The 21,588-nt window shown below is 45.9% G+C and carries 8 protein-coding genes; all 8 read left to right on the top strand.

The features are described 5' to 3' along the window. Window positions 1-3 precede the first annotated feature (3 nt). The 8 genes from B3Z75_RS00420 (at window position 4) to B3Z75_RS00385 (ending at window position 21,584) form a co-directional block, all read left to right on the top strand. Window positions 4-2,433 carry a glycoside hydrolase family 95 protein gene (locus B3Z75_RS00420; protein ID WP_294066451.1) on the top strand — a complete coding sequence of 810 codons (2,430 nt, stop codon included), beginning with the start codon at window positions 4-6 and terminating at the stop codon, window positions 2,431-2,433. A 40-nt stretch (window positions 2,434-2,473) separates the two neighbouring features. Then, the gene (locus B3Z75_RS00415) at window positions 2,474-6,322 is read left to right on the top strand and encodes a glycoside hydrolase family 3 C-terminal domain-containing protein (RefSeq protein WP_294066448.1); all 3,849 of its coding nucleotides are present in this window, start codon (window positions 2,474-2,476) and stop codon (window positions 6,320-6,322) included. A gap of 178 nt (window positions 6,323-6,500) precedes the next feature. Then, complete coding sequence (locus B3Z75_RS00410) at window positions 6,501-10,388, top strand: hybrid sensor histidine kinase/response regulator transcription factor (RefSeq protein ID WP_294066445.1); 3,888 nt, start codon at window positions 6,501-6,503, stop codon at window positions 10,386-10,388. A gap of 996 nt (window positions 10,389-11,384) precedes the next feature. After that, the gene (locus B3Z75_RS00405) at window positions 11,385-12,767 is read left to right on the top strand and encodes a hypothetical protein (RefSeq protein ID WP_294066443.1); all 1,383 of its coding nucleotides are present in this window, start codon (window positions 11,385-11,387) and stop codon (window positions 12,765-12,767) included. A 30-nt stretch (window positions 12,768-12,797) separates the two neighbouring features. Further along, complete coding sequence (locus tag B3Z75_RS00400; RefSeq protein ID WP_294066441.1) at window positions 12,798-15,872, top strand: SusC/RagA family TonB-linked outer membrane protein; 3,075 nt, start codon at window positions 12,798-12,800, stop codon at window positions 15,870-15,872. 11 nt (window positions 15,873-15,883) lie between these two features. After that, a complete protein-coding gene (locus B3Z75_RS00395) occupies window positions 15,884-17,872 on the top strand; it encodes a RagB/SusD family nutrient uptake outer membrane protein (protein ID WP_294066439.1) in 1,989 nt (662 codons plus the stop codon). Window positions 17,873-17,903: 31 nt separating this feature from the next. Continuing rightward, window positions 17,904-18,812: a BT_3044 domain-containing protein gene (locus B3Z75_RS00390; RefSeq protein WP_294066437.1), complete on the top strand. Its 909-nt coding sequence runs from the start codon at window positions 17,904-17,906 to the stop codon at window positions 18,810-18,812. Window positions 18,813-18,953: 141 nt separating this feature from the next. After that, window positions 18,954-21,584, top strand: coding sequence for a TonB-dependent receptor (locus tag B3Z75_RS00385; protein ID WP_294066435.1), 2,631 nt, complete (start codon window positions 18,954-18,956; stop codon window positions 21,582-21,584). The last annotated feature ends 4 nt before the right edge of the window (window positions 21,585-21,588 follow it).

Here is a 21,588-nt window from a genome sequence, read left to right as displayed (position 1 = left end):
CTTATGAACAGGATACACTTATTTTTCTCGACACTGTTTTTCCTTTTTTCGATTCATCTACCGGCACAGGAGCTGAAGTTGTGGTACAACACACCGGCTTCCGTTTGGGAGGAAGCCCTCCCGTTAGGTAACTCAAGGCTGGGAGCAATGGTCTACGGCTCTCCACAGCGAGAAGAAATACAACTGAACGAAGAGACCATCTGGGGAGGATCGCCCCACCGAAACGACAACCCCAAAGCAGCCAATGCATTACCGGAAGTGCAGAAGTTAATTTTTCAGAAAAAAAACGGTGAGGCCGATAAACTGATCAACGAAACTTTTTTTGGCGGTCCCCATGGTATGCCTTACCAGACTGCCGGCAGTCTGTTGCTCCATTTTGAAGATCACCAGGATGTGCGGGACTATTACCGGGAACTCGACCTGAACAAAGCTGTCGCCACCACCCGGTATACGGTTAACGGTGTTACCTTCACACGAGAACTGTTTTCCTCCTTTGCCGATGATGTGATCATCATGCGCCTTACGGCTGACAAAAAAAGGAGTCTCAATTTTGATGCTACCTACCAGAACCCTTCGCAACACTCTGTCGAAAAGAGGGACAACAGGCTGGTGCTTAGAGGCCGGGGGGGCGACCACGAAGGCATCCCGGGCAAAATTGACTATGAAATACATACAGGAATTGAGCAGAAAGAGGGAAAGGTGGAAGTCATCGGGAACAGAATCCGTGTGACCAATGCAACGGAAGCGATTGTATATATCTCAATTGGCACCAACTTCCGCGATTACAACGCACTCGACAGGGATCCTGCCACAACGGCATCCGGGTTGCTGGAAGCTGCCTCAAAGAAGAAGTATCAGGATGCCTTGAAAAGACATATCAACCTTTATAGCAGACAGTTTCACCGTTTCAAACTCGATCTGGGCCAGTTGCACCACAACACTGCGATGACAACAACGCAAAGAATCGCTGCCTTCAAGGAAACACAGGATCCGGCGTTAGTGGCGTTGCTGACCCAATTCGGCCGCTACCTGCTCATCTCCTCTTCTCAACCTGGGGGACAACCGGCAAACCTGCAGGGCATATGGTGCAACTCCATCTATCCGGCATGGGACAGCAAATACACGCTCAATATCAATGCCGAAATGAATTACTGGCCGGCAGAAGTGACCAATCTGTCAGAGACCCACGAACCACTGTTCCGGATGATTGAAGAGTTGAGTCACACCGGTCAACAAACCGCTCGAACCATGTACAATGCCGACGGGTGGGTGGTACACCACAATACCGACCTGTGGAGAATCACCGGACCGGTGGACTTTGCTGCTGCGGGGATGTGGCCTACCGGAGGTGCCTGGCTTTGCCAGCATCTGTGGGAACATTACCTGTTTACGGGCAATAAAAAACTTTTAGACAGATATTTCCCTGTGATGAAAGGGGCTTCCGACTTTTTCCTTTCCACACTGATAAAACATCCCGATAATGGATGGATGGTGGTGAGCCCTTCCGTGTCGCCGGAACAAGGTCCCGTGACGGCAGGCACCACGATGGATAACCAGCTCCTCTTTGATCTTTTTACGCGTACAGCGACAGCAAACGATCTTCTGGGCAGGGATCCACAATACAGCAGGCAGTTGCGGGATATGGCAGACAAGCTGCCTCCCATGCAGATTGGCAAACATTCCCAGCTACAGGAGTGGTTGGAAGATGTGGACGACCCCAAAAACGAACACCGCCATGTCTCTCATCTATATGGTCTCTATCCGGGGAATCAGATTTCCCCCTATACCACCCCGGAACTGTTTGATGCTGCAAAAATGTCGCTGATTTATCGCGGTGATCAGGCTACAGGCTGGTCCATCGGCTGGAAAGTAAACCTCTGGGCCCGCCTTCTTGATGGAAATCATGCCTACAAAATCATACAAAACATGCTGACACTGGCCGGCGCCGGCGAACACAGGAATGGAAGAACCTATCCCAACCTGTTCACAGCACACCCTCCCTTTCAGATCGATGGAAATTTCGGACTAACGGCAGGTGTGGCTGAAATGCTTGTACAGAGTCACGATGAGGCCGTTCACCTGTTGCCGGCACTGCCGGAGGTATGGGACAACGGCTCTGTTTCGGGCATTCTTGCCCGCGGAGGGTTTGAAGTAAGCATGCAATGGAAGGAGGGTGAAATGCAACAGGCCACATTTATCTCAAAGCTAGGAGGGAACCTGCGTATCCGCTCCTATGTACCACTGGAAGGGAAGGGGCTTGTAGCTGCCTCGGGCAAAAACCCAAATCCCCTTTTTCAAAAAGCAGCGGTAAAAGCGCCCCTGATCAGTGAAGAGGCTGTTGTGGCTGAAAATAGTAATCTACGGAAAGTATATGAGTACGATCTTATGACGGATGCGGGAAAAAAGTATCGCATAAGAAAAGAGCAACGGTGAATTCGCACACCGGTCACCACAAACAAAAAAGACAAACAAGATGAAACACAGAACACAGGTTAACAACACCATAAGGCAGACTGTCGTCAGCAGTTGCCTGCTGGTTCTTTTTACCATCCTTTCGCCGGCCCAAATCCCGGGCAGAGCCAACGAGCAGCCTATTTATCTCAACACCTCCTACACATTTGAAGAGAGAGCGGCTGACCTTGTCTCGCGACTAACACCAGAGGAGAAACAGACGCTGCTGGGAAACACCATGTCACCGGTACCCCGCCTGGGTATCAACAAATACGATGTGTGGGGCGAGGCACTACACGGGGTAGTAGGCCGAAACAACAATGCCGGGATGACTGCCACCTCATTTCCCAACAGCATTGCCGTGGGCAGCACCTGGGATCCGGAACTGATTCAAAAAGAGGCTTCCGTGATTGCAGATGAGGCTCGGGGATTCAACAATGAGCGAATCTTCACTCTCACCTACTGGTCACCCGTAATTGAACCGGCCAGAGACCCACGCTGGGGCCGTACCGCCGAGAGCTACAGCGAGGACCCCTTCCTGGTTTCCGCACTGGCAAGTGGCTTTGTGAAAGGGATGATGGGCGATGATCCCAGGTATCTCAAAACGGTGCCGACCGGCAAGCACTATATTGCCAACAACACCGAGTACAACCGTCATAACGGCAACTCGGAGCTCGATGAACGGGATATGCGCGAGTTCTATCTCAGCCCCTACAAGTCGCTGATTGAGAAGGAGAATCTCCCTTCCATCATGACGGCTTACAATGCCGTAAACGGAACACCGGTATCTGCCAGCATCTTCCTGGTCGACTCCATTGCCAGAAAGACATACGGAATGAAGGGTTATGTGACGGGCGACTGTGGGGCGATCTCCGATATCTTTCAGGGTCATCACTTTCTGAAAGACGGTGTTGAGGCTACTGCCGCCGGCCTGAAGGCCGGGGTAGATTCGGATTGTGGTGGAGAATACCAGAGCAATGCCCTGGAAGCATTGAACCGTGGGTTAATCACCATGGCTGATATTGACAGGGCATTGATCAACATGATCACCATCCGCATGCGGCTGGGCGAGTTTGATCCCCCCGCTATCGTGCCCTATTCCAGGCTCAGGCCAGATATCATCAACGATCCAGCACACAACGACCTGGCCCTGGAAATTGCCACAAAAAGTCCTGTGCTGCTGAAGAATGAGACAGTGACCGCCACCGGTACGAAAGCACTCCCCCTCCGACCCGACAAGATTCGTACGATTGCGGTGCTGGGACCACAAGCCGACAGGGTGGAGCTGGGTGATTACTCCGGTCCGGTGGAGAAGCACTTGAGTATTTCTCATCTGCAGGGACTCCACAATTATATCAGAGAGCACAACCTGCCCATCGAACTGTTTTACGCAGAAGGCGGTAACACCAGCCGAAGAACAGACTTTTTTGTACTGCGTAGCTTTATCACCCGCAAAAACAATGGAGAAAGCCAGGAGTATAACGCCACCGCCTTCGATGCCGCTGCTCCCGGAATCATTGCCACGGAGAGGTTCGGAAATTTGACACTACAGGGAATCAAAGACGGTGATTGGACAGCTTACCACAACATCGACATGACGCGTCTGGATTCGCTCATCCTAAATCTGAACGTGGCACAAAACGGCGGGATCCTGGAGGTGAGAGTAGGTGCAGCCACCGGCAACATCATTGCTTCACAAACCATTGAGAGTCCGGCGGGTGCTCGCTCATTCGGGAGAGGAGTGACGATCCCGGTAAAGGTGAACACACTGGGGATTGCAGGCCCTCAGGATCTTTATTTTGTATTTCGGGAACCGCAATCCGAGTCGATCAGCCGGGAGGCGCTTGAGAAGGTGGCCGCTGCCGATGTGGCAATCATTTTTGTTGGGACCGATCAAAATACCGGCAGAGAAGAATCGGATCGGTTTTCGCTCTCCCTACCGGGAAATCAGATACAACTGATTCAATCGGTAGCGTCGGTGAACCCCAACACCATCGTGGTGATGCAAACAATGGGTATGGTGGAGGTGGAAGAGCTCAAACAGAATCCGAACATTCCCGGCATGATCTACACCGGCTACAACGGACAGGCGCAAGGTACGGCCATGGCACAAATTCTCTTCGGAGCGGTCAATCCCGGCGGCAAGAGCAGCGTCACCTGGTACCGGTCCGTAAAGGATTTACCCCAGTTCGGTGACTATACGCTGAGGAGCGATGCAAACAAAAACGGCAGGACCTACTGGTATTTCGACAAAGAGGTCTCTTACGAGTTTGGTTATGGGCTCTCTTACACTTCATTTGAATACAAGGATTTTACCATCAACAAAAAAGAAATCACCCCCTATGACCGGATCACCATCACCACAGATGTCACCAACAGCGGAGAGATGGATGGCGACGAAATTGTACAGGTCTATCTGAAAACACCCGATGCAGGGGTAAAGGGACGTCCCCTCAAGCGGTTGAAAGGATTCAAAAGAGTCACTATCCCTGCGGGACAGACCAGAACTGTCTCCATCGACATCGACTGTGCCGATCTGTGGTACTGGGATGAAGTGAACAACAGCATCACATTCGAGCAGGGAACCTATACTTTCGAAATCGGAGCCTCCTCGCGGGATATCAGAGGCAGCGTGGAAGCGGTGATGGAGGGACAATTCAGAGCTACACTGGAAACAGTCGTTGCCGAATCGGACAAGATGATCCTGCAACCGGGAGAGACTGCCCAAACCCGCCTGTCTGCCACATTAAAAGACGATAGCTTTGTCGCACCCGATCAGCTGCAAATCCGCTACAAAAGCAACGACCCATCGGTGGTGAGCGTCGACAGCGATGGAAAGATCACGGCTCACCGTGCCGGCGTTGCCTCCATCTTTGCCTATGCTACCTACAACGGCACCACAGCATCTGACAGTTATCCGGTCAAGGTGATCCCCGACCTGACACCCGCATCTATCAAGGTGAACGGAAAACCACTTAAGGTATTCGACCCGGAGGTGAAGGCATACAGCTTCCTGATGAAGGAGCGGTCGGCCCTTCCGTTGGTGGAAGCGATGGCTGCAAGTGAAACAACAGGAGTGGAGGTTGAACAGGCCACAGCAGTACCGGGTACGGCCATCGTACGTTTTGTAGACTATCAAACGAGGGAGGCTAACAGCTACTATCTGAATTTCGACCACTCCTCTGTGAGTGATGACTTCAACGAAATCCAACTTGGCACACAATGGGAGTGGATCAGAGAAAACAGCAACAACCATTCCTTCACATCCCATCCGGGATCGCTCACCATCACCACCGAGAAGGGGGATGTCTCCGAAAACAGCAACGATGCTCGCAATTTGCTTTTGCAAAGTGCCAACAACGACTGGACGATAGAAACAAAACTGAACTGCTCCCGGGTACCGTCACAACCCGAAAATGCAGGGATTATTGCCTGGCAGGACGATCATAACTTTGTCAAGCTGATGCTCCGAGCGGTGATCAAAACCACACGCCAGAGAGATGTACAGCCGGGAACCATCGACATGCTGGTAGAAGAGAACGACATTGCCCGGTCGGTAGCCTCGATAGACCTGAAGGAGATGATTACCGCCGATCAGCCTCTATACCTCAGGCTCAGCAAAAAGGGTGCGTTGTACACCGCCTATTATTCACTAAACGGAAAAGAGTATCATTTGCTGGGGAGCGCCGATGCCATGCTTCGCGATATCAAAGCCGGCCTGATTGCCTGTGACGGCATCATCACCCAGAGCATGACCAGCACCTTCTGGTTTGATTCTGATACAACCAAACCGGATACGCCCTTTGATGTTTCTTTCGATTACTTTAACATCCGAAATGAAGGCATTGCGTATGATCGGATGAAAAAATGAATCTGCAAAAAGAAGGGTGCTCTGTTTCACAAGAATCCATGAGCCTTTATTTTTTTAAACAATTTTTATTATCTTTGAAGGCTGCATCTGCAGCCTTCCGTGTGTGTAATGTTGTCTTCAGAGAAAATGTACATGGCATCCGGGCTATAGGTTTAGTATTTACAAATTGAAACTGCCAATGAAAACCAAATTAGTATTTGTCGTTTACATACTTACCATATTTTTCAGCTATTCCTCAAATGTGAAATTTTATGATATCAACAGCATCCATGGAATCAGCATGAGAGAAGTGGCCTCTGTATGCAAAGACAAGAACGGATTTATCTGGGCATCCTCAAAAACCGGCGTGCTCCGGTTGACGGACAGCAGCAGCCACTCCTATCAGTTACCTTATGAAACACCCAATATCATACACACAAAGCTCCTGTATGAAAAGGATTCGCTGCTGGCATATACCAACAACGGACAAATTTTTTATTATAACGCCATTTTCGATCGGTTTGACTTGTTGATAGACATTCGCAAGCCACTGAATGACAGCCATCTGGTATTAAACCGAATCGTCGTCGACAACAACGGATCCATTCTGATTGCCTCCTCCACAGGGCTGTATAAATACCAGGAAAACAGTCTGATACAGCTAGGAAAAGGGAAATATGCAGATGTACATGATTTGGTATGGTACGATGAGAACCATCTTTTGATCGGTACCAATAACGGATTCTGGCTGATGAACATTCACTCTCTCTCTGATCAGCAAATCTTCAAATACGGGGACAACAATGCAATAAAAGTAACCAAACTCTACTACGACAAAACGAATGAAATGTTGTGGGTAGGGACAAGTTCCGACGGCTTGTATCTGTACGATGTTTCCAGGAATATCTTCCGGAAATCACAGCTGAATCCTTTTCCCAAACAACCCATTCATGCCATTGTCGCAAATACGGATTCAACAGTGATGGTTGGAACAGACGGACAGGGGATTTGGGAATTGTCGCAGTCCGGAAATAAAGTATTGAATATTTACAAGGAGAATGCCGACAACCCGTTGTCCTTAAAAGGAAATGGCGTGTATGATATTTTTTGCGATGAGAACAAGCGTGTATGGGTTTGTACTTACAGCGGGGGACTCTCCTATTTTGACCAGGGATCGGCCGATGTCACGCAAATAACACATCAGATAAACAACCCTAATTCACTGAATAACGACAATGTGAACAAAGTTATTGAAGACAGCCAAGGGAATATCTGGTTTGCAACCAATAACGGGGTGAGTTCCTGGCACGTTTCATCCAACAGGTGGCGTACTATGTACAAGAACGAACAGGCACAGGCACAGGTTTTCCTTTCTCTGTGTGAAGACATGCATGGAAATATCTGGGCCGGCACCTATTCGTCCGGCGTATACGTCATCGACAGTGAATCCGGTAGAGAAATAGCTCACTATTCGAATGATGATTCAATTTCATCTTTGACAAACAACTACATTTTTGATATTTTCAAGGACAGTCACGGAGATCTCTGGATGGGGAGTCCGCTGGGGCAGATCTTCCGATATATTGACAGTGAGAAAAGGTTTGTGGAGTATCCTTATCAACCGGTATATGCTTTTGCAGAACTCTCTCCCACCCATTTACTTTTAGCCTGTACTTATGGATTATGCCTGCTCAACAAGCAGACAGCAGAGACCCGCACAATTCTGGATGGCTTTCTTCTGTATGACCTGCTCATCATCAATGATGATGTGTGGATGGCAACCTCAGGCGATGGACTGTTGCGATACAATCTGAGGGATAACTCGGTGGAGAAATTTACCACCGATGCGGGATTGCCCTCAAATTACGTGAACAGTATCCTCCGGGACGGGAAATACCTGTGGCTCGGAACTGAGTCGGGACTCTGCAAGTTTGATATCGAAGAGAAAAACTCCCTGGTTTTTTCATCACTGCCTCCCTTCTTCAACGTCTCATTCAACCAAAAATCATCGCTGAATCTTTCAAACGGACAACTCATCTGGGGTACCAACAGCGGTGCATTGATGTTCGAACCAGATGCAGTGCTCTTTTCACCCTCAAAGGGAAGGATCTATTTTCAGGACATCGTCATTTCCGGCAGGACATTGCGGAACAACTCCTTTATTCCCATCGATTCGCCCCTCGATGAACTACAGAAAATATCTCTGAAATATAACCAGAACACGCTAACGCTGGAATTTCTGCCCATCGGCACCACCTCCCTCTACAACACCTTCTCCTGGAAGATGGAAGGGATTGACGAGGACTGGACCCAACCGGCAAATTCGCGAGCCATCACCTATGCAAGTATGCCCAGCGGAAATTATGTCCTAAAAATAAGGATGTATGACAGCACACTGAAACAGATCATCAACGAGCGTTCCCTGCACATTCACATTACACCACCCTATTGGGATACTCTCTGGTTCCGCCTGCTCCTCTTCATGATCTTCGCTGCAATGTTTGGCTTTGCCCTAAGGTTCTATATAAACCGGATCAGACAGCACCACGCAGAAGATAAGATACGTTTCTTTACAAATATGGCTCACGACATCCGCACATCATTGACTCTGATCAATGCGCCGATTGAGGAACTAAACAAGGAAAGTAATTTATCGGTTGATGGACGATACTATCTAAACCTGGCCACTGAACAATCTGAACGACTTTCCTTTGTGGCAAATCAACTGCTCGACTTTCAGAAGGTGGACATCGGAAAGGGACAGGCCTTTTTTGTGATGACCGATGTGGTAAAAATTGTCAGCAAGCGAAAATCGATGTTCGATGCTGCAGCAATGAAACACAAAATAAAACTTATATTCAACTCCAACAGGGAGTCCTATATGACAGCTGTGGATGAACTGAAAATAGAGAAAGTAGTCGATAACCTGATATCCAATGCCATCAAATATTCACATCCGGAAGGGGAGGTTATCATAACACTCACCTGTGATTCCAACAAGTGGATTCTGGAGGTACAGGATCACGGACTGGGGATTTCTGAAAACGCCCAGAAAAAGCTCTTCAGAGAGTTTTACAGAGGCGACAATGTGGTCAATTCAACCATCGTTGGTTCGGGGATTGGCCTGCTCCTGGTAAAGAACTACGCGGCCATGCACGACGGCACTGTATCCCTGGAGAGCCGGGAGAACGAAGGTTCATTATTTCGGATTACCATACCCTATAAAGAAGTTCCGATTGCATCTCCCACATTGTTCCAGGACACGGAAAACCCTGAAAATCATATACCGCAACAATCTGACATCATCGACACATCCACCGATAATCAGCAAAACACAGATCAGAATGAGTATCTCCTGATTGTGGAAGACAACGATGACCTAAAAGAGTTTCTACAACAATCTTTGCAGAGCAGTTACAAAATTGCCACGACAAAGGATGGGCAGGAGGCCTGGAATATGATACAGAAAAAGCTCCCCGATTTGATTATATCGGACGTCATGATGCCCAATATGGATGGTTTTGAGCTGTGCCGTCTTGTAAAATCGACTTACGAAACTTCCCATATACCGGTTATTCTCTTGACGGCGTTAAATGAGAAATCACAACAATTACATGGACTGGGCCTCGGTGCGGATGATTATCTGACAAAGCCGTTCGACATGACCTTGCTTCATCAGCGCATATCAAATATCATTCAAAACCGAAAGATTGTCCGAGAAAAGGCGCTCCGGCTCATCGATGAAGAAGAGGGCGAATCCATATACCTGAATGAACTGGACGATAAGTTTGTCAAGAAAGCGGTGAGTGTGGTACACGACAACATGGATAATCCACAATTTAATAAAGAGAGTTTTGCTTCAGAAATGAATGTCAGTTCCTCTCTTCTCTATAAAAAAATTAAATCGTTGACCGACTTGTCACCCATTGATTTCATTAAAAGTATCCGGTTGAATCATGCCTTGAAATTAATTCAGTCAGGAAAATATACCGTAACGGAGGTAAGTGAATTGTGTGGATTCTCCAGTGCCAAATATTTTAGCGCCGCCTTTAAAGCATATTATGGCAAATCCCCGTCAAAGGTGTGACGTTTTTTTGTTGAGAGCCATCAACTTTCCGGGATTTCAGTTTTCAGAGATTTCATTGATTCGTGTGTAGACAACTAGACATGAAGGGATTTATTGTCTCCATCCATAAACAATGAGAACATTGCAATATTAAAACCTTTTCACAGAAAGACACTACCCGTCCGAGCCAAACAGTTAAATTTAGATACTTTACTCCATTATTTAGATATTTTACAGGTATTTTACAAAATCACCTATGAGCTTGTAAAGAGCCGGATGCTGGATAGAAAACAAAATTGACATTTTGTCGATATAGGGGAATTAATTACTCAAAAAAAGGACATGATTTTTGTGCAGAGCCATACATTTGTTGTAGCAAAAAAACGTCCTGGGAGGGTATCCCTTTATTGCGCCTTCATTGTATCCTCATTTAAACGCCATATTTGAATGAATTAATTATAAATGTATACCGGAGAAAGCACGGTTCATATAAAGGCTTAAACCGGCACAACCGGGGCAAGGTTTAAAGCCAACGCTAACTTTTATTGACGAAAATTTTCCGAAAATATGGACCAGTAATTTTACCAACATATAACACTTTACTTTAATGAAAACAAATAATATGCTAATGACCGGCCATCAGCCGATTTGAAAAACCAGGAGCGGGAGCTGTTGATTAAGAAGTGTCATATAAGAATCTGTCGTAAAAAGCAAAGCATTAAAAAAACGGCAATATAGGCCTTACCTGCTGTGGAAAACCCGATTCATCTAAAAGTAACCTCAACAGGAACAGATTTTAACTACGACACTACATTCGATGAGACAAATGAAATTCTTTAAACTCAGTAATTAACCACAATAAAAAAAATATGCCTATGATGTAAAGATCGACGAAGTATTTTTCGTGGAGCCTCATCACTATCATGAAGCCCGACGTATATTTAAATCTACTAAAAACAGCCTAGTATTAATCCAACAATTATCAAAATGAATAAATTTCATCAAATTTTATGCAACATGTGTTTACTGCTTCTTGTGGTTGCCTGTAGCAAGGAGGTAGTAATTGAAAAAATACCTGAAGTTATAAATAAATATGATCCGAGTAAACCGGTATCTGTCGATGAGATTCTTCCTGTAAGAGGAATCATTGACCAAACGTTTATTCTAAACGGCAATTTTCCAGGGGAGCTCTCTGATATGAAAGTCTATTTTGCCGATAAAAAAGCAGTCCTTACTGCCACCGACGGAATAAGCATTACCGGCCTTGTACCCAAGCAGCCTGATGGCCTTAACCAGGTTTCCGTCGTTATAGGGAACGACAGCATTGTGCCTGCCGGCATTCAATTTAAATATAAGCAAAGCCGGTCGGTGAAAACCATTGCCGGAAAGTTAGGAGTAGACAAATGGATGTCCGATGCCGATTACGCAGGTGCTGCTCTTGATGCGGTAACATTTGGCGATGTTCACTATGTAGCCGCCCTTGCCGGAAAAACACTAGACAATATCTTTCTGATCGAAACAGGCTGGGGCAACCGGCTGTTTCTGCTTTCGCAAGATGACAATCAAGTACAAAAGCTGGCAACACCGGATAACCTCTCTGCACCGACGGTAAACAGCACACGCGATGCATTTTATGTGACCCAGTTCTGGAACAGGGGGCGTACTATTTACTATTACTCAAAAGCAAACAGCTGGGAATATAGTACCACAAGCATTACTGTAAGAACTTCGGATTTACCGGGAGCAAAGGTCTCTTCCCTGACTTTTGGAGAGAATGACAACTGGTTGTATTTAATGGATTCCGAGGGACGTATTGCCGAAGTAAATTTACAGGAAAAAAGTTACAAAGTGTATACCTCTGCAGCGAAAAGGCCAGGGGGTATTGATCCCAAAAATTACGGAGGAGAAATAAAAGGGGATCTTCCCAACAGCTTTGGAGATTGGCAGGATTCATTCATTACCTATAGTAAGTATCACGGTTGCTTCTTTGCCTCTTTTGCGAATCAAAATGCAATCTATCAACTTGTAAAGAATGATGATAACACATGGACTTCGACATTATATGCAGGCAACAACGGTCAAGGCATTGAGCTGGGACACCGCCTTGCAGATGCTCGATTAAATCACCCCCACGGGATGGTTGTCAACGAAGATGGCGAGATCTTCGTGATCAACAAAGGTAGTTGCCCCTGGTGTGGCGACGGGCATGTTATCCTGAAAATTTTTGGAGACATCGTTGAGCTGGTTGCAGGAAAACCAAATTCAAATAATCCATTGGTAAACGGTGATCCATTGGAATCTACTTTTAAAGTTGCCCGCAACATTTCGATTGATTCAGATGGCAACTATATCATTGCGGGAGGGGAAGACCGAACAGTCAGAAAACTTTCCATTGAATAACAAGAACAACCATAAAAATTGGACGATAACATGAATAAATATATTATAGCTATACTACTTCTGATGGGAGTATACTGTCAGTCACCTGTTTCAGCGCAATCTGACCTTACAGTCGGCGGTTTGGTTATGTCGGAAGAAGGCGATGGGTTGATCGGTGTAACAATTACAGTAAAGGAAGTTCCTGGTAAAGGCACCGTAACCGATGCAGACGGACGTTTTAAATTAATCAATTTACAGAAAGGACAAACGCTGGTTTTTACATACATTGGCTATCAGGATACGGAAATCAGGGTCACGAAAACCGATGAGCGTATGCGGGTTGTCTTAAAAGAGGATGTGAGTTCGCTGGACGAGCTGGTTGTTGTGGGTCACAGTACCCAGCGAAAAGCTTCGGTAGTAGGGGCAATCGCCAACGTAGATGTAAAAGATCTGAAGGTTCCGGCAACCTCCGTCTCCAATATGCTTGGTGCCCGCGTGCCCGGTATTATTGCCGTTACACGCAGTGGTGAACCTGGAAAAGACTTCTCTGAATTCTGGATTCGCGGAATCAGTACGTTTGGCGCTGGTTCAAGCGCATTGGTACTCATTGACGGGGTGGAAGGGGATATGAACACCCTTGACCCGGAAGATATTGAAAGCTTTTCGATCCTAAAGGATGCATCGGCTACGGCGGTATATGGCGTTCGGGGTGCGAACGGTGTGGTATTGATCACCACCAAGCGCGGACGGGCCGGTAAGCTTTCGGTTAACTTGAAGGCGAATACCGGTTATTCATACTCTGCCCGTATGCCCGAATATGTTGACGGCAACCGGTATGCTGCGCTTGCCAACGAAGCAGCCCTATCAAGAGGAATGGAACCGATCTACAACAGTGTTGATTTGCAACTATTTAAAAGCGGCATTGATCCCGATCTTCACCCAAACGTGAACTGGAGGGATGTTATCCTGAGAGACTACACCATGAACCAACAGGTTCACTTAAGTGCTTCGGGAGGGGGACAGGCTGCACGTTATTACTTAAGTTTGGGAGTGCTGAATAAGGACGCTCTTTTCAAACAAGACAAAGGAATCAATAAATATGGAACGAATGTGGACTATAAGCAATATAACTTCCGGGCAAATATTGACATGAATTTAACGCAGAAGACAATTATGTCATTGGGCCTGGAAACAGTATTGGTTACACAAAATTATCCCGGCTTTGGCGATAACAGCCAAGCCCTTTGGGATGCTCAGGCCAACATGACCCCGGTTACTGTTCCTATCATGTTTTCAACCGGAGAGGTTCCGGCATACGGAAGTAACAATGACCAAATAAGTCCGTATGTATTGCTGAATCACACCGGCTTCAAGAAGTATTTTCGCAACACGAACAACCTGAATTTGCAGCTTGAACAAAATCTGGACATGATCACCGAAGGACTTGTGTTTACCACACTGTTCAACATGAATACCAATTCCGAAATGTGGTCATCACGGACTAAAACTCCGGCTTTATTTTATGCAACTGGCAGAAAACGGGACGGATCGCTGAACATGGAGAAAAAGCGGGATGCAGCCGATCCGTACTATGGCGTTTCAAGCCAGCTGAACCGAAAATATTATTTTGAGGCACGTTCAAATTACCAGCGGACATTTAACGATATTCACCGTGTAAGCGGTCTGATTCATTATTACATGGAGGATTTCGTGGATTCGCGGAATACAAATGATTTGAGTGCGATTCCAAAACGCTATATAGGTCTTTCCAGCCGCGCCACCTACTCCTACAAGGATACGTATATGATTGAAGGGAACGTGGGTTACACCGGGTCAGAAGCATTTGAAAGAGGCAAGAAGTTTGGAGTTTTTCCTGCCATATCCATGGGATGGTTGCCTACACAGTATGAATTTATCAATAATAGCATTCCTTTCCTCAGTTACCTTAAATTCAGAGGCTCTTATGGTCAGGTTGGTAACGACCGAATGAATGTGAGGTTCCCCTATCTGACATTAATGGGACCAACCGGTGGTGGTCTATGGAATGTGGGAGGTGGCTATACAGAAACCCAGGTTGGCTCTTCGAATCTGAGATGGGAAACAGCCACAAAAACAAACTTCGGTATTGACGCGAAATTGTTCAAGGAAAGCTTTGACATGACCGTTGATTTCTTTTCAGATATTCGTTCTGGAATTTACCAGCAACGGGCTAGCATACCCGAGGAGATGGGTTTGGTTACGCTCCCCTTTGCGAATGTTGGCAAGATGAAGAGCTGGGGAGTTGACGGACATATTTCCTACACCAAGCATATCGGAAAGGATGCCTATATGGTCTTGCGCGCCAATTACACACAATCTAAAAACAAAGTACTGGAATACGAAGAATCGATTGTACGCTATCCATACCAATCCACCGTTTCCTATCAGTGGGGAATTAACCGGGGATTGATTGCCTTGGGATTGTTTGAAGACGAAGCCGATGTCATGAATAGTCCGAGACAAACTTTTGGAGGGGAGATACTGCCCGGTGACATTAAGTATAAAGACGTAAATGGCGATGGCGTTATTGACGATTATGATGTCGTACCGCTGGAATATTCCTCTACACCCCAAATTCAGTATGGTTACGCAACAGAGCTTGGTTGGAAAAACTGGAGTTTGAGTATTCTGTTTGAAGGGGTAAGCCGGATGAAATACTTCAGCGGCGGCAACGGCTTTTTCCCTTTCACCGGAAGAGAGACCGGAAACGTACTGTTGGCTGTGGGTGAACAGTCAAATAGGTGGACATCTGCCGAAATATCCGGCGACCCATCTACCGAGAACCCCAATGCCCGATTCCCAAGGCTTACATACGGTGGCAATGCCAACAATAACCGAAACTCAACTTTTTGGTTGAATGACGGAAGTTATGTAAGGTTGAAAAATGTGCAGCTATCCTACCAGACGAAAGCAGACTTCATGAAGAAAGTTGGTATTACGGAAGCTACTTTTAGTTTGATTGGTGAAAACCTGCATGTCTGGGACAAACTGGAAGACAAGATCTTCGATCCTGTCCAGGCCACCGGTAACGGAGCAAGATACCCGTTACAGAGGGTCTTTACCTTACAAATGAATCTTAAATTTTAACATACATTGCAATGAAGATAAAAAAAATGACATACAGTCGCGTTTTATTGCTGCTGATAAGTGCAGTAGTGTATAGCTCGTGCGAACAGTACATTGATATTGATGAATATGTGTATGACAAAACAACGATAGACACTATTTTCGTATCGAAAACAAAAACGTTTGAATATATAATCGGCACAGCAGCATTATTAAAAAACGAATCAAATTTTGTAGGAGATTGGGATTACAGAGCTGACTTTCCCAGTGGTATGGGATCGGATGAAGCCATTCAGCCCTGGGTAAATTGGGATCATGCGGGAAGTTGTTTGGTGGTTGATCAGGTCACCCCCCGGGATACAAAAAATGTCAATCCATGGCCGGATTATTACAAGGGCATCCGGAAAGCGAATATTATCCTGGCCCGGATTGATGGAAATCCCGAATTAACAGACGCCGAACTGAGAGATTATAAAGGATTGGCTCATTTCTTGCGTGCTTACTTTTATTACTCTCTGGTACGTTTATACGGACCGGTGCCCATTTTGCCGGACGAGCCGTTTGATACGGATGCCAGTGTAGAGTCGACTTCTTACGAGCGTTCATCGTATGACGACTGCGTTGAATATATTTGTGCCAATATGGAACAGGCAGCCCAATTGCTTCCGCGAGACAGGGGAATAGCTTATCAGTATATGCCCACCAAAGGGGCTGCCATGGCTGCTATTGCTCGAATGCGCCTCTATTCAGCCAGCCCGTTATACAACGGCAACACCTTTTATGCCAACTGGACACGAAAAGATGGTACTCCGTTCATTTCACAAACGGCCGATCCTAAAAGATGGGGCAAAGCTGCCGCTGCATTTAAACGGATTATTGACTTGGAGAAATATCAGCTTTATACGACGCCTAAAATTGTTAACTCGAGAGGAACCGGAACACTCGAGCTTCCGAACACCAATGATCCCAACCTGAAAACCAGAAACTTTCCGGCAGGGGCAGCGGATATCGATCCCTATAGATCGTATAAATCCATATTTGATGGAAGCGTCACTCCCGAAAGTAATCCGGAATTGATCTACTTCTGTGATGAGGCAAACATTAACAATCGTTTTTCTTTTCCTTCAAAACAAGGAGGTAACAGCACATTAAGCGTACCCAAAGATGTGGTTGACCAATTTCGGATGGCAGACGGAAGGCTGTTCAGCGACGCTACCGATGAGGAAAAATCATGGGAGGCAGTAGGTACTGGTCTGACATTTTCTGAGAACTATGTCCTAACGGCTGAGCGGGCAAGAATGGATGATAACCGTGAGCCCCGGTACTATGCTTCCATCGGATTTAATCACTGTTTTTGGCCTGGCACTGCCTATACGGGATCAGGGAGCGACGTCACAAATATGAACGTAACCTACTACAAAGACGGCAATGCCCGGGGTAGTGATTTTAACTATAACCGTACGGGGTACACTGTTCGTAAATGGGCAAATCAGGAGGACAATCGAGATTATTGGGGCAAATCAAAACAGAAAACTTATCCCATTTTCCGTTATGCAGAAGTTTTGCTGGGCTATGTGGAAGCCATGAACGAAATGAGCGATTCCTACACCGATGAGGTAACCGGCATAACTGTGACCAGGGATGTGGCCCAGATGGTGAAGTATTTTAACGAAATTCGCTATCGTAGTGGTTTACCCGGGATTACAGTTGCCGAAGCCAGCGATTATGCAACAATGAAAAGCTTGATAAAACACGAGAGACAGATTGAATTCTTTTTTGAAGATCATCGTTACTATGATCTCCGTCGCTGGATGGATGCACCCGAAGTCATGCGGAAACCCGTTACAGGATTAGATGTAACGGCCAAGAGAGCCGAGCGTGCAAGTTTTTATACAATGAAGATCTGGAATACAGAGACTGCAATGAAGCGCGTTTGGCATAACAAGATGTACTTCTTTCCTATTAGTCAGAATGTACTCGATAAAAACGGCAAGTTGGTTCAAAACCCGGGTTGGAACTAAAAATGATTATTTAAATAAACGACAAAGTAATATGAACAAAATAGTATTATTGACAATCACGCTTGCACTATTATTTGTGGGGTGCGAAAAAGAGGAATCTCCGATGAAAAAGGAGCTGTTTCCGCGCAAAGTGTATATCGTCGGGGCCCGGGATCAGCTAATTGAACGGGATATTGATCTTGGCAATACAACCGATACAATTGCCATTTCGGTAGCCGTGAGCGGATCACTTCCTTTAAGAAAGGATGTAACGGTCACTCTTAGTGAGAACCCGGACGAAATTGCCTTGTACAATCAGCGGAACGTCTCCGGAGAAGCAGTGCAGTACCAGAAGCTGAATGAGGCTGTTTACAGCTATCCGTTAGAGCAGTTAACAATAAAGGCCGGTCAGGTGTATAACACATATCCGATTCATATCAATCCGGCGACATTGCAGTGCGACTCCCTCTATATGATACCATTGCGACTGAACTCGATATCGGATTATGAACTTAGCGATAACGATACCACTGTGTTGGTGAGGTTACATTTGATGAACAAATATTCCGGACTCTATTATGTGGATGGAATGCTGAAGAATACCGTCAACACGAACGACTCCGTGATGTATAAAATGGCCAGGAATTTAGTGGCAACCGACAACGGAAGCACCGTTCGCATGTATCACTTCAACAACGAAACCAAAGACTACCGGCCCACACATACCTTTAAGATTACAATAAATAGCGATAACTCATTGAGTTATTCAACCTGGGATAAGTTTGTAATTTATGATGGAGGCGGCACCTACTATCCCGACATCGAATTGTACGACTTTTGGTACGAATACAACAATAACGGTACCCGGTGGCGGGCGAAAGGTGTAATGTATAAAGAACGCAAAACTTCTGCAGAACAGGAAGAGCTCGACGATTGGCTGGATGAACATCGAAAAAAATAGGGATTTATTGGAAGATGGTGGGACAGGTTTTGTCCTGCCATCTTTTTTATATTCGGTTATTTTAGATCGACATTTATGACTGAATAACAGGAACAACTATGATCAGTTTCATCCGCCAACAAATAAATCAGATTATGAACCATGAAAGCGATAACTTTTGTCTTATGTGCCTTTTTTCTTTTAAATGCGGATATCCAGGCTCAGGATATGGGCACCGACACAATACAAAAGCTTTTTCTTGAACAGATTTCTCTTTATCCTCAGGAAAAAGTTCATGTTCAGACCGATAAACCCTCCTATATTTCGGGAGATACAATCTGGATGCGTGTCCATCTGGTGGATGCGCTTCTGCTCAAACAAGCCAATGCCAGCAGGTATGTCTATGTGGAGATGATCAATCTCTTATCAGAGGTTGTGGACAGAGTCATGCTGTCTTCCGACAGTATGGGGTGCTTTTATGGATATATCAAACTGGACGAGACGTTGCCCGAAGGCAACTATACGCTTCGTGCATATACCAGGTTTATGCAAAATCAGGGCGAGGATTATTTCTTTCGAACGTCTGTTTATGTTATCGACCCGGCGTCGGCCGGTATTTCCCCCAAGGTCGACTTTACGTTCGGAGAGAACAAAATATTTGCAGATATTTATTTCACCGGAGCAAACGGTGAAGGCCTTATTGTTCCCGATAACTGCAGCTTATTTCCGGAAGGTAACCCGAAGGGGGAAGAAATTAAACTATCGTTTGAAGAAAAAACGGCCCATTATTCTTTCAACATGATAAAATCGAAAAATCAACCGGTATTCCTGCTCCAAAGCACATACAAAGGAAAAAGACACAGTCGTTTTTTTACCGTTCCCCAGCCAGACGATACGTTCGACGTCTCTTTTTTCCCGGAGGGAGGGCATGCGCCGTTGCAGTCAGACATCCAGATTGCCTTCAAAGCATTGAAAAAAAACGGATTACACGAGAACGTGAAGGGCATCGTGTACGACGATACCGGCAAGGAATGGGCTCGTTTTGAAAGCCGACATTTGGGAATGGGACAGTTCAGGATGCATTACCTGCCAGGGCGGACCTATTATGTGGTGTGTACAAACGAAAATAATAGATCACAACGGTTCAGCTTGCCACTGCCCGAGCCCAACACTGTTGCATTAAAAGCCCACTGGAGCGGCGGCAGCTTACGCTTGACTTTATCAATGTCACCCGACTATGCATTGCCGCCGGGGGTACATTTGGTAGCCCACATCCGGGGAGCGGTACTCTATTCACAACCTTGGGCCGAAGCACGAGGATACCTCTTTGAAAAAGATTTCTTCCCAGCAGGCATCATCCATTTTTTATTAGTGGACAAAGAGAGGAACATCCTGAGCGAACGTCTTGTTTTCTCGCTACAAAGCAGTTCTTTCGCCAATGTTTGTGTCACCCACGACAAACAAACTTACGAAACAAGAGACAAAATAGGCCTTGACATAAAAGTTACCGATGAATACGAGGTACCGTTGGCCGGCAATTTTTCCTTATCTGTGGTGGACATGCGGGATGTGTCACCTGATACTTCTTCGGGCATTATTTCTACTCTTTTGCTTACTTCCGAGTTGAAAGGCTACATTGAATCGCCTATGAGCTATTTTCAGAACGACGACCCAAAAACGATAGCAGCGCTGGATGTCCTGATGATGACACAGGGGTGGAGAAGGTACAACGTGCCGGAAATACTGAAAGGTAACCTGCTGACAGAACCAAAATATTTAGTGGAGTCAAACCGTCAGTTTTCAGGAAAGGTAACCGGGGTATTTTCAGCGTTGAGAGAAGGAAACATTTCTTTGATTGCCCATAAAGATTCGATTTTAGGCACCTCGTTTGTCAAAACGGAAGAGGATGGGAGGTTTGTATTTTCCAATGTTGATTATCCGGATAGCACACGGTATCTTATACAAGCTTTGAGAAAAAAAGGTTCAAGTCTTGCTTTTATTGAGCTGGATCCGGTTGAATCTTTTCCACGGGTTACATTGCCTCCATTGCCTGCTCCCGAAAAGCACAATTACAACAATTCCTATCTTGACAAGGCAACTGAAAAACAAGCCATAGAAAATGGAATGTGGCTGATCAATCTTGCAGAGGTTGAAGTGAAGGCAAAGCGAATACATCGCCGAAAAACGGAATCACCCTATTATTCAATTTCATCATCCCATGTAGTTGCAACCGAAGAAATTGAAAAGGCGAATTTTCTGACTGTTTTCGACCTGCTGCGTCGCCTCCCGGGCATCACGATTTCAGGAAATGAGGTTTATTATCGCCGGGCTACGCCTATGCTTATTTTGGACAATGTACCCACGGAGAATTTTGATTACAATACACTGAATGTAAATGACATAAGCGATGCATTTGTATCACCAGCCACCTCGGTGATGCCTATTTTCGGAAGCCGGGCGGCAAACGGTGCCATTGTCATCAACACGAAAAAAGGATTTGTAGAAAAAAACAGCATGAACAAGAACATGCAAGTATTTACTCCAATAGGGTACCAGCAGCATGTGGAATTTTATTCGCCCGCCTACGAAACGGAAGGACGACAAATAAAGGGGAATCCTGACCTGCGCTCAACGATTTATTGGAATCCATCTGTCTGGACAGACAACACAGGGATTGCCCATCTAAGCTTTTATTCGGCCGATTTTCCATCGCAATATGGGATAGTCCTTGAAGGAATAAGTAGTTTCGGCCATCTTATATATTCGTCAAGCGAAGCTGTTGAAGTTAAATAATAAC

Origin of the sequence: Proteiniphilum sp. UBA1028 (assembly GCF_002316955.1) — a bacterium.
GTDB lineage: Bacteria > Bacteroidota > Bacteroidia > Bacteroidales > Dysgonomonadaceae > Proteiniphilum.
This window is presented reverse-complemented; position numbering and strand designations above follow the sequence as displayed.